This is a genomic window from Bradyrhizobium sp. ORS 86 (genome assembly GCF_045571475.1).
In the GTDB taxonomy this organism is placed as follows: domain Bacteria; phylum Pseudomonadota; class Alphaproteobacteria; order Rhizobiales; family Xanthobacteraceae; genus Bradyrhizobium.
This window is the reverse complement of the sequence record NZ_CP120699.1, coordinates 4,779,516-4,794,540: the sequence shown is the minus strand read 5'-3', so window position 1 is coordinate 4,794,540 and position 15,025 is coordinate 4,779,516. Positions and strand designations below refer to the sequence as shown.

Below are 15,025 nucleotides of genomic sequence, written 5' to 3'. Positions count from 1 at the left end.
TTGGTCATCTTGCACGAGGGTTTGTCAGCGGGCAGGGGCACCGTTTTCGCTAGCCAACTGCGGCGTGGTGACAGGCACGTCCTCCAGGGCACATTTGCGCCAGTCGTCGGATGCGCAGTTTGTCGGCCAACCGCCACCAAGCGCCATGAAAAGGGCGGCGCTGTCCGACAGGCGCGTCGCCTGGGCCTGAACGCGGACGACTGCAGCCGTCAGGTATACTTGCTGGGCATTGAGCACGACCACCTGATTGACCTGCCCGAGAGCAAGCTGCTTCTGAATGATGTCGAGGCTGGCCTTTGCGGCGAGTTCGGCCTTGACCGCAGCTTGCAAGGCGCGTGCGTCCGCTTGCAGACTTCGCAAGGCGTCGGCAACGTTCTGCATCGCCGTGATGACAGCTTGACGATAGAGTGCGTCGGCCTGGTCCACCGCGGCCTCCGCGGCCTTCTGCTTGTGGTAAAGTGTCAGGCCATCGAACAATGGCTGGGTCATGCTCGCCGCGATGACATAGAAGCTGGTCCCCGGCGTGAACAACTCGGCCAGGCTGAAGGCAGCGGCTCCGGCATTTCCGGTGATCGTGACATTGGGCAGCCGCGCCGCGATCGACACGCCGAGCAGGGCGTTCGTCGAATGCAACAGCGCCTCAGCGGCTCTGACGTCCGGACGCTGGCGTAGCATCTTGCTCGGCAGGCTTACCGGCAAGTTTGCTGGTAGCGCCAGGCGGTCGAGCGTAAACTTTTGCAGGATTTCGTCCGCAGAGAATTGCCCGGCTAGCGACGTCAAGAGGTCGCGCTGAACGGCGAGCTGCTTTTCGAGCGGTGGCAGGAGTTGCTCGGACTGGGCCAGTGCGGCCTCCTGCGCCAGCACGTCGACTTGGGCGGCGCTGCCCGCTTTGAACTGGTTCTTCACGATGTCCAGAATGCCGCGTTCAATCTTCACAACGCGCTGGATTGCGGCAATCTGGCCGCGGAGTGATGCTTCCTGGATTGCCGCGGTGACGACGTTGGCCGTCAGCGTGAGGTAGGCCGCTTCCAGTTGGAATAGTTGCTGCTCGGATATCGCGTCGAGACTCTCGACCGCGCGAATATTCTGGCCCCAAATGTCCGGCACGAAACTGACATTCAATTGCGCGGTATGAAGCGAAAATACCGAGGGAGACTGGCCACCCGGGCCCGAACCCGATGCTCCTGAAATTTGTTGCTGAGAGGGCGTGTAATTTGCGCCGACTTGCGGGAAGAAGAGCCCGCGCTGGGCCAGCGCGTTGTATTGCGCGATTCTGATCGACGCTTCGGCTGACTGCAGGGAAGGGTTGTGCTCGACCGACATCTTGATCAACTCGTCGAGCGGCTTCGACCGAAATGCCGTCCACCACCGCAGAGACACGTCCTCTCCGCTGACGAAATGCTGCTTTGGCACGCTGGGGCCCCCGGCACTGATGCTGGGGGAAGACAGCTTCTCCGGCGTGTAGCGACTGACGTCCGGAGCGGCCGGCGGGACGAAATTCGGGCCGACCGCGCAGCTCGCAAGCATGAGCGCACAAGCGGCCACCGCCAGCGCGTGCACCGGGGCGACAGTTGTGCGACGAGGTGTCTTTGCGCGGAGGGCGTACATGACCGGGCGCCTCTAATGCGCTACTTCGGGCGGCGCCGCGGCAGACGCCTCGTCAGGTGATGGGACACGCTCGCGCGACAAGAATATCTTGCGCAACGCCGGTGCGACGATCAGCAGCAACAGCGGCCCGATGAACATGCCGCCGACCACGACCGTCGCAAGCGGCCGCTGCACCTGACTGCCGATGCCATGCGACAGCGCGGCCGGGAACAAGCCGACACCCGCCGACAGGGCCGTCATCAACATCGGACGCATGCGCTGCTCGGCACCGTTGAACACCGCCTCCGCGATGCTCAGGCCCGAGGCCCGCAGTTCGCGGAAATAGGTGATGTTGAGGATACCGTCCATCACTGCGACGCCGAACAGCGAGATGAAGCCGATCGCGGCCGAGATCGAGAAATCGAGCCCGGTAAGGTACAGTGCGATCAGGCCGCCGCCGACCGCGAAGGGGATGCCGGCCAGCGCCAGCAGGCTGTCGCGCAACGAGTTGAACAGGCTGTAGAGCAAGACGAAGATCAACAGCAGCGTCACCGGCACCACGATCATCAGGCGCGCCTTGGCGGCTTGCAGATTGTCGAACTCGCCCGACCAGATCATCCGGTAACCGGTCGGAAGCGGCACGGCCTCGGCGACGCGCGCCTGGGCCTCCGCCACGGTGCTGCCGAGGTCGCGGCCGCGCACGCTGAACTTGATGGGGATGTAGCGCTGGCTGCGCTCGCGATAGATGAATGACGCGCCGGTATCGAGCGAAATGTCGGCGAGCTCGCTCAGGGGAATATAGGCGTTGGTGCCTGATGGGGTCTGGTAGGCCACCTTGATCTCGCGCACCGCGTCGATGCTCTGGCGGAATTTCGGGTCGAGCCGCACCACCACGCCAAACTGCCTGTCGGCCTCGAGAACCGTCGTCGCATTGGTGCCGCCGAGCGCGGCCTGCACCACGGTGGTCACGTCGCCGGAGTTGAGACCGTAGCGCGCGGTCTTCTCACGGTTCACCTTGATGTTGAGGTTGGGTTGCCCGATCAGATGGAAGATGCCGAGATCGGCCACGCCGCGCACCTTGGCCATTTCCTGGGCGACCTTGGTCGCGAGCTGTTCGAGCACGGCAAGGTTCGGCCCGATGATCTTGACCGAGTTCGCACCCTTGACACCCGACAGCGCCTCCTCGACGTTGTCCTGGATATATTGCGAGAAGTTGAAGGTGACGCCGGGCAGTTCCTCGTCGAACTCCTTCTGCAATTGCTCGGTGAGCTTCTCCTTCGTCAGGCCGGGCGGCCATTGGTCGAACGGCTTGATCGGCGCGAACAGCTCGACATTGGAAAATGGCGAGGCGTCGCTGCCGTTGTCGGGACGGCCGTGCTGCGACACCACCGTGATGATCTCGGGGTGACGCAACAGGATCTCGCGCATCTTGCGGGTCGGCTCTGTGCCGGCCTTGAGCGACATGGTCGGCGGCATCGAGGCGCGAATCCAGAAATTGCCTTCCTCGAGCGCAGGCAGGAACTCGCTGCCGAGCCGGCTCGCGGCGAGGCCGCTGAGGCCGAGGAAAATGACGCCGGCTGCGACGGCGACCTTCAGATGCGCCAGCGACCAGCGCAGCAGCGGCGTGTAGGTCCTGCGCAGGCCGCGCACGATCACGGTTTCGGTTTCCTCGATATGCCTCGGCAGCAGGAGCGAAGCCAATACCGGCGTCACCGTGAACGTCGCGAGCAGCGCGCCGGCGAGCGCATAGCCGTAAGTGCGTGCCATGGGTCCGAAGATCTGGCCTTCGACGCCCTGCATGGTGAACAGCGGCACGAAAGCAGTGACCGTAATGGCCGCCGTGAAGAACACCGCCTTGTCGACCTGCAATGCGCTGACGAAGATCATGCGCAGCCGCTCGGTCCAGCCGGGTGCGGCCTCACCATTTGCCGATGTGGTCGGATCGGTCCCCCAATAGCCCTGGGCAAGGTGTTGCAGCACCCGCAGCCGGGTCTCGGGCGGGGACTGGAAGTTGCGGAAGATGTTCTCCATCATGATGACCGCGGAATCGACGATGATGCCGAAGTCGACCGCGCCGAGCGACAGCAGGTTGGCGTCCTCGCCCTGCAGCACCAGGATGATGATGGCGAAGAACAGCGCGAACGGGATGTTGGCGCTGACGATCAGCGCGCTGCGCAGGTCGCCCAGGAAGACCCACTGGATTACGAACACCAGAAGGCAACCGAACACCAGGTTATGCAGCACGGTGTGGGTTGTGACGCTGACCAGCGAGGTGCGATCGTAGTAGGGGACGACCTTGACGCCGGGAGGCAGGGTGCCGTCGCTGTTGATCTTGGCGACCTCCTCCTCGACCTTGGGGACGATGTCGTTGGTATGCTGCGTGCGTCCCATGACGACAATGGCTGCCGCGACGTCGTCATCCCTGTCCTTTCCGGCGATGCCGAGCCGCGGCACATAGCCGACCGAAACCTTGGCGACGTCCTTGATCAGGATCGGCAACCCGTTCGACTGGGTCAGGACGATCTTCTCGATGTCCCGGACCCTGTAACCCTGGGTCACATCGTCCTCGCCGCCGGAATTGATCAGGCCGATGCCACGGATGTTGACGGACTGCTGCCCGATCGCGATTTCTCGGCCGCCGACATTGACGTTGGAGTTGCCGAGCGCGCTGATCAGTTGGGGGACGGTGATGTTGTAGGCCTCGAGCTTTTCGAGGTCCGCGTCGACGTTGAATTGTTTGGTCGTCCCGCCCCAGGAGTTGATCTGCACCACGCCGGGAATCGTCATCAGCCGGCGGGCGACGACGTAATCCTGCAATGTTCTGAGGTTGGTGAGGCCGAAATTCGGCGGGCCGACGAGCTGGTAGCGATAGATCTCGCCGACCAGGCTCGATTGCTGGATTTGCGGGACCTGGTTGCCGGGAAGCTGGACGTTCTGGGTGATGCTGTTGGTGGCCTGCGTGAGCGCAAAATAGTAGTCCACGCCGTATTTGAACGTGACCCGTACGAACGACAGGCCGTAGAACGAGGTCGAGCGGATGTTGACGACGCCGGGCGTCGGGTAGAGGCCGACCTCCATCGGGATCGTGTAGTACTTCTCCATCTCCTCGGCGGAGAGGCCGGCGGCCTGCGCGGTGATCTCGAGGATCACCGGCGCCGGATTAGGATAGGCCTCGATGTTCAGCCTGTAGAACGCGGCAATGCCGGCGGCGCAAAACACCGCAAGACCGAGCACAATGACGGCGCTTCGTGTCAGACCGAACTGGAGGATGCTCTTGATCAAAGGATTGCTGCACTCGGTCTTGAACGGCGGATGGCGCGGCTAGCACTGTGCGCCACGGCTATCCCGTGGCTGCATTGGCGAACTTGTTGCTGAGGAAGATTGCGCCGGTGGAGGCGATCGTCTCGCCCGCGGCAAGGCCATCGATGATCTGGCGCCAGCCGTCCTGCTCCATTCCAATCTTCACAGCTCTTCGGTCGAAGCGCCGGCCGTCGGTCGTAACCCACACCGTCATCGTTCCATCGCCCTCGCGCACGATGGCGTCGATCGGCACGCTGACCGACAGCTTCGGCGGCTCCGTCTCGATGGTGAAGCTCGCGAGCATGCCGGCGCGCAGCTTGTGCTGGGGATCATCAATCACCGAACGCACGAGCTGCCGGTGCGAGTTCGGATCGATGTTGAGGCCGAGCGTGGTCACGCGGCCGCGAAACACTTCGTCCGGATAGGCTGGCAGTCGCACCTCGACCGGCTGGCCGATCCGGTAGGCGGGCGCGTCGGTTTCGATCACGTTGGCCACCATCCACATGGTCGAGATGTCAGCGAGCGAATAGGGGGCCGGCGCATTGCCAGGCTGCACATAGAGGCCGGGTGCGGCGTTGCGTGCGATGATCCGGCCGGAGATCGTGCTCGGAACGACCAGGGTGGAATCGACCTTGCGGTCGGCGAGGATGCGATCGATCTCGGCGTCGGTCTTGCCGAACAGGCGGACCGCGTCGCGCCCGGCCTTGAAGTTGCCTTCGGCGGTCTGCTGATCCGACGTCGCCTGATCGACATCCTTCTGCGCACCGCCGCCGGTCTTGAGGAGCTGCTTGACCCGCGCGAGCGTCCTCGTCTGCAGCTCGAGCACGCCGGCCGACGCGAGCAGGCCGGATTCGGCCTGCAGCAGATCGGGACTGTCGATGGTGAACAGCGTGTCGCCCTTCTTGACCTCGTCGCCGACGTTGAAGAACGTATCGACAATCCGCCCGGGATACGGCGTGAACGCTTGCACCAGCATGTTCTGGTTGAAGTCGATCGAGCCGACCGCGTTCCTCAATGTCCTGAACGAGCGCCGCTCCGCAGCCATGACCTTGAGGTTGGCGGCTTGCTTGTCGGTCAGGACGACGTACTGCTCCTCGACGTTGACGTCAGGCGCAGTCGTGGTCTGCGCCGCCTTGACGCTCTCGACGCCATCCGTGCGCGTCAGCAGCCATACGGCTGCCATGAGCCCTGCCAGCACGGGCAACGCCAGATAACCTGCATACTTCGTCCGAAATGACATCGCCTGCCTGGTTCGCCGAGATTTGAGGGGCCGCACACGACCTGAGACCTATCCGCATCGCGGGCAGGAGCGTTGGTCTCGGCGAGGCCAGGAACCTGTTATCAGGGCGAGCTTACGCAAACCTGACATTGCTTCGCATATTGACGTCGGCGGCAGACGAATTTCCGTTGCGGCATGCGCGCTTTTATCTATGTCTTATAGGACTCGACTGAGCTGTCGCGGAGAGAACATAGCGTATGATGTGTGTGCCATGCGGTCTGACAACAGATGTGCGTGCTAGATGTGCGTTGTTTGCGCGATCCAGTTGCCCGGGGAGTGCTGGTCCGGGAATGCGCGGCGTGGCCGGTGTGGTACAATCGGACGTACGCTTGAATGAAGACAGGATTGTTACGGTGCGACTTCTGATCGTCGAGGACAACATCGAGCTGTCGCGCCTGTTGGCCGCCGGGCTGATGGCCGCAGGCTATGAAGCTGATGTCGTGCACAGCGTTGCCGAGGCTCGCGACGCGTTGCGCAGTGTGACCTACGCTGCCATGATCCTCGACCTCGGCCTGCCCGACGGCGACGGCCTGTCGGTGCTGTCCGAGCTTCGCCGCAAGACGGACCCGCTGCCGGTGCTGGTGTTGACCGCGCGCGATGGATTGCAGGATCGGGTCAACGGTCTGCGCAGCGGCGCCGATGATTATCTCGCCAAGCCGTTCGCGCTTGAGGAGCTCGTGGCGCGGCTCGAGGCGATCCTGCGCCGCCCTGGCCAGTTGCTCGGCTCCTCGCTGAACCTTGCCAATCTCGTCTATGACACCGAGAGCCGGCAGGTCTTCATCGATGGCGCGCCCCACGTGTTCTCTTCGCGCGAGACTTCGGTGCTCGAGATCCTGCTGCGGCGGCAGGGGCGGGTGGTGCCGAAGAAGAACGTCGAGGACCACATCTTCGGGCTTGCCGGCGAGGTCGCCTCGAACGCTGTCGAGGTCTATGTGTCGCGGCTGCGCAAGCTGCTCGCTGAACACAATGCCAGGATCACGATCCACACCATCCGCGGGGTCGGCTACCTGATGGCCGAGGAGAAATAGCGTGTTCCGCTTCACGTCGCTGACCTCGCGGATCGTGTTCCTGCACATCGTCGCTGTCACGATCGCTGCGGTTTTCCTGCCGGTCCTGCTGCTCTGGCTCTTGAATTCCGAAATCGACCAGTTGCATCGCGAGGCGATGCGCGACCAGGCCGATGTGCTCGGCGAGAAGCTCGCCGTCGGCCGCGACGGCAAGGTGGCGCTCAACCTGCCGGAGAGCTTGAAGGATCTCTATTCCGAGGCCTATGGCCGCTACCGCTACGACATCTACGATGCCGATGGCCGCGTTCTGTTTTCATCGCATAGCGGCAACCGATCAGGGCAGACGTCATCAGACACGATCGCGGGCGCTAGCGTGATCAGGAACGTCGGAGGGGAGACCGTCCGCATCCACGTTGCCGAGGACCTGTCGCACCGGGACGTCATCACCGACGACATCGTCGCCAATTTCTTCCGCCGGGTCGGCTGGATCACGATTCCGACACTCCTGCTCCTGCTCGCCACCGACATCGTGATTTTCCGCCGCGCCGTTGTGCCGCTGTTGCGGGCATCGGATGAGGCCAAGAACATCGGGCCGGCGCGAACCGGCATCCGCCTGCCGACGGAGCGGATTCCGAGCGAGATCCTGCCGCTGGTGACGGCCGTCAACCAAGCCTTCGACCGGCTTGAGGACGGATTTCGCGTACAGCGGCAATTCACGGCGGACGCCGCGCATCAGCTCCGCACGCCGCTTGCGATTCTGCGGACCCGGATCGAGACGCTCAAGGCGGGCGAGGGCACCGAGGAGCTGCATGCCGACATCGAAAGCATGAGCCGCATCGTCAGCCAATTGCTGGAGATCGCCGAGCTCGACACGCTGGTGCTCGATCCCGGCGAGACCGCCGATCTGCGCGCAGTGTGCGCCGAGGTGGTTGGCTCGATTGCGCCCTATGCGCTGGCCCGGCAGAAGGATATCGCGCTGCGCGGCACCGAGGACCCGGTGCCGGTCAAGGGCAATGCCGAGATGCTGCAACGCGCGATCTTCAACCTCGCCGAGAACGCAATCAAGTACACCGCGGACCAGACCTCCGTCGATGTCGAGGTGCGCGACGACGGCTCGGTCCGGGTGCGGGATTGCGGGCCGGGCATTCCGCTGGGCGAGCAGAGCCTGATCTTCCAGCGCTTCTGGCGCGGCGATCGCCGGCGCACCGACGGCGCCGGGCTGGGGCTCTCCATCGTGCAGGGCGTGGTCGACGACCACGCGGCAGCGGTCAAGGTGGAGAATCTGCCTGAGGGCGGCGCCCAGTTCACACTGAGCTTCCGGCTCGCAGACGTCGCATCCTGAACGTCTTGCGGGTCCGATTTCCCGAAATCGGGGCCTGAGCAGGTCGGGCTGCGCCGATCAGCCGCGCTGATCAGTGAAGCAGCCGGTATTGAACAATGTAGGCTGCGGCACCGCCGAAATAGCCCAGGAGCGCGAGCCCGGTTATGCGGCGGACATACCAGAAGAACTCGATCTTCTCGAGGCCCATCGCGGCGACACCGGAGGCCGAGCCGATGATCAGGATCGAGCCGCCGGTGCCCGCGCAGTAGGCGATGAACTCCCACAGGAAGCTGTCGGGAGGATACTGGTTCAAGCTGTACATGCCCATCGAAGCTGCCACCAGCGGAACGTTGTCGATGACCGCGCTGAGCAGACCGAGCAGCACCACGATGACGTCCAATCGTCCGAAAGTGGCGTCGAGCCAATTGGCCAGCATTTCGAGAACATGTGTGTGCTCGAGCGCGGCCACCGCCAGCAATATCCCGATGAAGAAGACGATCGAGCTCATGTCGATTCTGGTCAGGGCGTGAACCAGCGTCAGGCGTTTCTTTTCATCCTCTTCCTTGTCGCGATGGATCAGTTCGCCGACCGTCCAGAGGACACCGAGACCAAACAGAATCCCCATGAAGGGCGGCAGATGGGTGACGGCCTTGAACGCCGGGACCATGATCAGAATGCCAAGACCGAGGTAGAAGGTCACATTGCGCTCGAACACGCCGATCGATGCGGACTGCGCCTGCCTGTCCGGCGCCACCACCATTTTTCCTCTCAGCGACGCGCTGACGACAAGCAGCGGCACGACAAGATTGATCAGGGAGGCAAGGAACACACCCTTGACGATCGCAATCGGGGTGATCTGGCCACCGATCCATAGCATCGTGGTGGTGACGTCGCCGATTGCCGACCAGGCGCCGCCCGCATTGGCCGCGATCACGATCATCGCAGCAAAGAACAGGCGATCGCTTTGGCGGTCGAGCAGCTTGCGCATCAGGGAGATCATGACGATCGTGGTCGTCAGATTGTCCAGCACGGAGCTGAGAAAGAATGTCACGAAGCCCACGAGCCACATCAGGGTGACCTGCTTCCTCGTGTTGATCAGCGACGTGATGACCTCGAAGCCATTGTGGGCGTCGATGACTTCGACGATCGTCATGGCACCGATCAGGAAGAACACGATCTGGGCAGTGGAGGAGACCGACTCGCTGAGTTGCCTATCGATCAGGGCGGGATCGCCGCTCCAGATCGCGTAGACCGTCCACGTCAGTCCTGCGCCGAGCAACGCCGAGGCCGACTTGTTGATCCCGATCGGATGTTCGAGCGCGATCGCGGCATAGGCGACCACGAAAATTGCGACGATTGCGGCGGCCAGCATCGAGATCCCCTGGACTTGCGGGTGGCCCGGCCGGCTTCAGGAGCCGGTCGGCGTCGACCGCTCAGTTCTTCGGCTGTCCAAAGTCCAGCGGCGGCAGGTCGATCTGCGGCACCTCGATCTTGACGGAGTTGGGATCGATAGTTGATGCGGCGCCTTTGTAGTGCATGACCATCGCGGGGAACAGAATGACGAGCCCGACCATGATGATCTGGATCACGACAAACGGCACCGCACCCCAGTAGATCTGCCCTGTGGTGACCGGTTGCATGCGCTTGCCGGTCACGCGGTCGAGATACGAGTCCTTGGGCGCCACCGAGCGCAGGTAGAACAGCGCGAAGCCGAACGGCGGATGCATGAAAGAGGTCTGCATGTTGACGCCGAGGATCACGCCGAACCAAATCAGGTCGATGCCGAGCTTCTCCGCGGCCGGTCCGAGCAATGGGATAACGATGAAGGCGAGCTCGAAGAAATCGAGGAAGAAGGCGAGCACGAACACGAAGAAGTTGACGAAGATCAGAAAGCCGACTTGTCCGCCGGGCAGGGAGGTCAAGAGATGCTCGACCCAGACATGGCCGCTCACGCCATAGAAGGTGAGCGAGAAGACGCGCGCGCCGACCAGGATGAAGACGACGAAGGCGGAGAGTTTCGCGGTCGATTCCGTGGCCTGACGGATCAGATCCCAGCTTAGCCGGCGCTTGAACGCGCCGAGGATCAAGGCCCCCGCGGCCCCCATCGCGCCACCCTCGGTCGGAGTCGCAACGCCGATGAAGATGGTGCCGAGCACCAGGAAGATCAGGAAGAGCGGCGGCACCATCACGAAGGTGGTCTGCTGCGCCATCGCGGAAAGGAAGCGGAAGCCGGTAAGCTTGTTGACGATCCAGTTCATCACCGCGACGAAGAACGCGAACAGGATGCCGAAGAACATGCTGAGCACGACGAAATCGGCGCCGTGCGCTTCCGAATTTCGCATCATGAACCAACCGAACACGCAGCTCGCCAGGAACAAGACGCCGAGCGACCACAGTCCGCGGCTGCCGTCTTTCTCGCGAAAGCCGATGGCCTCAGCGGGCAGGCCAGGAGCCGCCTTTGGAAAGATCAGCGTGATGAGGAAGGCGTAGCCGGCATAGAGGCCAGCCAGCACCAGTCCTGGAATGAACGCTCCCTCGTACATGTCGCCGACCGACTTGCCGAGCTGATCGGCCATCACGATCAGCACTAGCGACGGCGGGATGATTTGCGCCAGCGTGCCGGATGCCGCGATGACGCCGGTCGCTACGCGGCGGTCGTAGCCGTAGCGGAGCATGATCGGGAGCGAGATCAGGCCCATCGAGATCACGGAGGCCGCAACCACGCCGGTGGTCGCGGCAAGCAGCGCGCCGACGAACACGACCGCATAGGCAAGGCCGCCGCGAATGGTCCCGAACAACTGCCCGATCGTGTCGAGCAGATCCTCCGCCATCCCAGATCGCTCCAGCACAAGGCCCATGAATGTGAAGAATGGAATGGCAAGCAGCGTGTCGTTGTTCATTACGCCGTACACGCGTTCCGGCAGCGCTTGCAGGAAGTCCGGCCGGAATTCCCCGAGCTGAATCCCGACGACGGCATAGATCAGGCCGACCGCGCCGAGCGAAAAGGCCGCGGGATAGCCAAGCAGAAGCATGACCACCAGCGACGCGAACATAATCGGCGCCATATTCTCGATAAGAAACGCAGTCATCCAGTGTCCCCCTGCGATCGCGACCGACGATCAGCGCTTTTCGATCGCCTCGACGAGGTGTTCGACTTCGGCTTCGATAGCCGTCACCTGGGATGCGTGCGGATCGGGAATGAGCCCGCGCATCACCGCAATACGCTTGATCAATTCGGAAATGCCCTGAATGAACAGGAACGAGAAGGCGATGATGATCAGCGACTTGGCAGGCCATTGCGGCAGTCCGCCGGCGTTGCCCGACTGCTCGTTGATTTCATAGGAGCGCCAGAAGAACGGGCCGCCGGTGATGATCATGACGACACACAGCGGCAGCAGAAAGAACAGATGCCCGACCACGTCGATTGCGTCACGCACGCGCTTCGGCAGAAGGTTGTTCACGATGTCGATCCGGATGTGCTCGTTGTCAAGCAGGGTCCACGGCGAGCACAACAGGAAGACGATGCTGAACAGCACCCACTGCAGCTCGAGCCAGGAATTTGAGGACATGTCCAGGGTCTTGCGGACGATCGCATTGATTGCCGAGATGATGACCGCGACGAGAATCAGCCATGACAGGCGTTTGCCGATCCAGCGCGTGAACGCGTCGATTCCACTGCTCAATTTCAAGAGCGATTGCAACGTCATTCCTCCCCAAATGGGCCCCAGCAGTCTTGACCGCGCCCGGGAGGCGCAGTGGCCTATCCAGCCGAGCTAGCCTGAAGCCGGCGCACCAAACCAGCGGGGAGTGCTGCCGTCAATCGGAAGTTTGTTGATATTGAAAGGGATTTCGGCCGGATCTGCGGCCAGGTGCCGGTAACCCTACCCGCCGGTCACGCTCATATGGCGGCTGACGCTTGGGCGGTTGTGGCGGCGGTCGATGATGAAGTCGTGCCCCTTCGGCTTCAACCCGATGGCGCGGTCGATCGCGGCCGCGAGCAGGTCATTGTCGGGCGAGGCCCGCAGCGGACGGCGCAGATCGGAGGCGTCCTCGTGGCCGAGGCAGGTGTGCAGCGTGCCGGTGCAGGTGATCCGCACCCGGTTGCAGGATTCACAAAAATTATGGGTCATCGGCGTGATGAAGCCGAGCTTGCCGCCGGTCTCGGCGACGCTGACGTAGCGGGCAGGGCCGCCGGTGTTGTCGTCGAGATCGGTCAGCGTGTAGTGCGTCTCGAGCCGGGCGCGGAGCAGCGACAGCGGCACATACTGATCGATGCGGCCTTCGCCGATGTCGCCCATCGGCATCACCTCGATCAGGGTCAGGCCCATCCCCTTGCCGTGCGCCCATTCCATCAGCGCGGGGATCTCGTTCTCGTTCAGGTTCTTCAGCGCCACCGCGTTGATCTTGACCGCGAGCCCTGCTGATCGCGCGGCCTCGATCCCGGCCAGCACCTTGTCGATGTCGCCCCAACGGGTAATGGCGCGGAACTTGGCGGCATCGAGCGTGTCGAGCGAGACGTTGACGCGGCGGACGCCACAATCGGCGAGTTCCCTGGCGAAGCGTGCGAGCTGCGAGCCGTTGGTGGTCAGCGTCAGCTCGTCGAGCGCGCCGGTCGACAGGTGGCGCGACAGCGAGCGCACCAGGCTCATTACGTTGCGGCGGACCAGCGGCTCGCCGCCGGTGAGGCGGATCTTGCGCACCCCCTTGGCGACAAAGGCCGAGCACAGCCGGTCGAGCTCTTCCAGCGTCAGAAGATCGGCCTTCGGCAGGAAGGTCATGTCCTCGGACATGCAGTAGAAGCAGCGCAGGTCGCAGCGGTCGGTCACGGAGACACGCAAGTAGCGGATCGTCCGGCCGAACGGATCGGTCATCGGACGGGACAGCGTATCAGAAGGCGGCTGCGTGGATCCGTTCATTCAACTCAGGCCCTGCACCTTGTTCCCCGCACGGGAGCCGCGACGACGGGCTCCGCTTCCCGCAATCTATGCATGTTGGTGCGGCCTCACAATGCGTCCCAACGGATGATCCAAGCGATGATCCGCAACATGCACAGCGGCTCGCGCACGATAGGCGCAGGACATCGCTCGATGCCGGATCTCGATCGCAGTACGGCCAAGGCAAAAGGCCCGGCTCTGTTGCCGGAGCCGGGTCTTGTGCAGTGCGATCCTGATTCAATGGGCCGGCGCAGCGGCAGCCGGAGCCGCGGCCGTGGCTGCCGGCGCTGCGTTCGGATCGGGGAACGGTGAGCCGCCGGCGGCGGGTGCGGGCGCTGCTGCGGCGGCGGCCGGCTTCGGTTTCTTGTGCTTCGGATGCGCCTTGCGCGGCGGCGGGCCGGACGGCTTCAGTTCCGCGAACACCGGGCTCGGATCGAGCGCGGTCGTGGCCGGCGTGGTGAAGTCACCCGGCGTATGCGTCACTGTCACCGGCACCGTCTCCGGCTGGTACTTCGGCAGGTTGAAGGTGACGGAGAAGTTCGTTTCCGGCGTCGGCACCGATACTGAGCACGGCGTCTTGCAGCCCGGCCCGAGCGAGGTCACCGCATCCGCGCCCTGCGGCGCGGAATCGAGCTGAACCTGCATCGGCGGCGGCGCCGACTTGAACGAATCCAGTGAAAAGGAAGAGCAGCCGGCCAGGCTCAACCCGGCGGCCGCAATCGCGATGACACGACGCATGATCCACACTCTACTGCGGCTATCAGCCACAATCCCCGGGCGGACCATAGGGGCGTCGGAACAGAGGCGCAACCGGGTGGGCCCTGTTCCTTAAAGGATAGTTAACAGAAAAATCGCATAGCTCAACATATCCAAGCAATATCAATGGCTTGGACATATTTTATGGCCTCGTCAGGCTAGCGACGGCGTCCGGCAGGTCGCGCATATGGCTGATCAGCCGGTCCGGCTTGAGCTCCGCCATCGGTACGTCGGTATAGCCGAAATCGACCCCGATGACCGGAACCTGGGCGCGCCGCGCCACCCCGACATCGGTCCCAGCATCACCCACCATGATGGCCCCCGGGAGCTGACCGCCGGCGCGCGCGACGGTCTCGCGCAGGAACGCGGGATCCGGCTTTGCCACGCCGAATGTGTCGGCGCCGCAAATCGCGGCGAAGCGCGGGCTCAGACCGAGCCGGTCGAGCAGCAGTTTCGACAGCCATTCGAGCTTGTTGGTGCAAACCGCAAGCCGATGGCCCTGCGCGTCGAGCCTGTCGAGCGCGGCTTCGAGCCCGTCGAATGGCCGCGAGCCGTCGGCAATATGCTCGGCGTAATAATCGACGAAATCCGTCGTCAGGCGGTTGAGTTCGGCCGTGGTGACGGCGCGTCCCTCCACCTCCAGCCCGCGTTCGATCAGCTTGCGTGCGCCGGCGCCGATCATGTTGCGCGCGGAGGTGAACGGCACCGGCCGCAGGCCCTCCCGGTCGAGCACGTAATTGAGTGCGCCGATCAGGTCTGGAGCGGTCTCGACCAGCGTCCCGTCGAGATCGAAGACAATGATGGGGGGAGATGAGGCGGGCATGATGCATTTGGCTATCGG

At 63.4% G+C, this 15,025-nt stretch carries 11 protein-coding genes; 2 read left to right on the top strand and 9 right to left on the bottom strand.

Annotated elements, in window-relative coordinates; translation table 11 throughout:
- Positions 1 to 24: 24 nt before the first annotated feature.
- The 3 genes from P6U25_RS22440 to P6U25_RS22430 are packed head-to-tail and all read right to left on the bottom strand — an operon-like array spanning position 25 to position 6,070.
- The gene (locus tag P6U25_RS22440) at positions 25 to 1,608 is read right to left on the bottom strand and encodes an efflux transporter outer membrane subunit (RefSeq protein ID WP_407146948.1); all 1,584 of its coding nucleotides are present in this window, start codon (positions 1,606 to 1,608) and stop codon (positions 25 to 27) included.
- 12 nt (positions 1,609 to 1,620) lie between these two features.
- The gene (locus tag P6U25_RS22435) at positions 1,621 to 4,869 is read right to left on the bottom strand and encodes an efflux RND transporter permease subunit (RefSeq protein WP_407146947.1); all 3,249 of its coding nucleotides are present in this window, start codon (positions 4,867 to 4,869) and stop codon (positions 1,621 to 1,623) included.
- A 58-nt stretch (positions 4,870 to 4,927) separates the two neighbouring features.
- Positions 4,928 to 6,070 carry an efflux RND transporter periplasmic adaptor subunit gene (locus P6U25_RS22430; protein WP_407146946.1) on the bottom strand — a complete coding sequence of 381 codons (1,143 nt, stop codon included), beginning with the start codon at positions 6,068 to 6,070 and terminating at the stop codon, positions 4,928 to 4,930.
- Between the two features lie 449 nt (positions 6,071 to 6,519).
- On the opposite strand from P6U25_RS22430, the gene P6U25_RS22425 reads away from it, so the two are divergent.
- Both P6U25_RS22425 and P6U25_RS22420 read left to right on the top strand, forming a co-directional pair.
- A complete protein-coding gene (locus tag P6U25_RS22425) occupies positions 6,520 to 7,194 on the top strand; it encodes a response regulator transcription factor (protein ID WP_407146945.1) in 675 nt (224 codons plus the stop codon).
- Between the two features lies 1 nt (position 7,195).
- A complete protein-coding gene (locus P6U25_RS22420; RefSeq protein WP_407146944.1) occupies positions 7,196 to 8,515 on the top strand; it encodes a sensor histidine kinase in 1,320 nt (439 codons plus the stop codon).
- 70 nt (positions 8,516 to 8,585) lie between these two features.
- Here the strand turns inward: P6U25_RS22420 and nhaD are convergent, their stop codons facing one another.
- The 6 genes from nhaD to P6U25_RS22390 all read right to left on the bottom strand — a co-directional run bounded on the left by nhaD (position 8,586) and on the right by P6U25_RS22390 (position 15,007).
- A complete protein-coding gene (nhaD, locus tag P6U25_RS22415; protein WP_280978137.1) occupies positions 8,586 to 9,863 on the bottom strand; it encodes a sodium:proton antiporter NhaD in 1,278 nt (425 codons plus the stop codon).
- Between the two features lie 64 nt (positions 9,864 to 9,927).
- On the bottom strand, positions 9,928 to 11,583 hold the full coding sequence (locus P6U25_RS22410; RefSeq protein ID WP_407146943.1) for a TRAP transporter large permease subunit: 1,656 nt from the start codon (positions 11,581 to 11,583) through the stop codon (positions 9,928 to 9,930).
- A 30-nt stretch (positions 11,584 to 11,613) separates the two neighbouring features.
- A complete protein-coding gene (locus tag P6U25_RS22405; protein ID WP_407146942.1) occupies positions 11,614 to 12,195 on the bottom strand; it encodes a TRAP transporter small permease subunit in 582 nt (193 codons plus the stop codon).
- Positions 12,196 to 12,375: 180 nt separating this feature from the next.
- Positions 12,376 to 13,410, bottom strand: coding sequence for a GTP 3',8-cyclase MoaA (moaA, locus tag P6U25_RS22400; RefSeq protein WP_407146941.1), 1,035 nt, complete (start codon positions 13,408 to 13,410; stop codon positions 12,376 to 12,378).
- A 255-nt stretch (positions 13,411 to 13,665) separates the two neighbouring features.
- Positions 13,666 to 14,166: a hypothetical protein gene (locus P6U25_RS22395; protein WP_407146940.1), complete on the bottom strand. Its 501-nt coding sequence runs from the start codon at positions 14,164 to 14,166 to the stop codon at positions 13,666 to 13,668.
- A 160-nt stretch (positions 14,167 to 14,326) separates the two neighbouring features.
- Positions 14,327 to 15,007, bottom strand: coding sequence for an HAD-IA family hydrolase (locus P6U25_RS22390; RefSeq protein WP_407146939.1), 681 nt, complete (start codon positions 15,005 to 15,007; stop codon positions 14,327 to 14,329).
- Between the last annotated feature and the right edge of the window lie 18 nt (positions 15,008 to 15,025).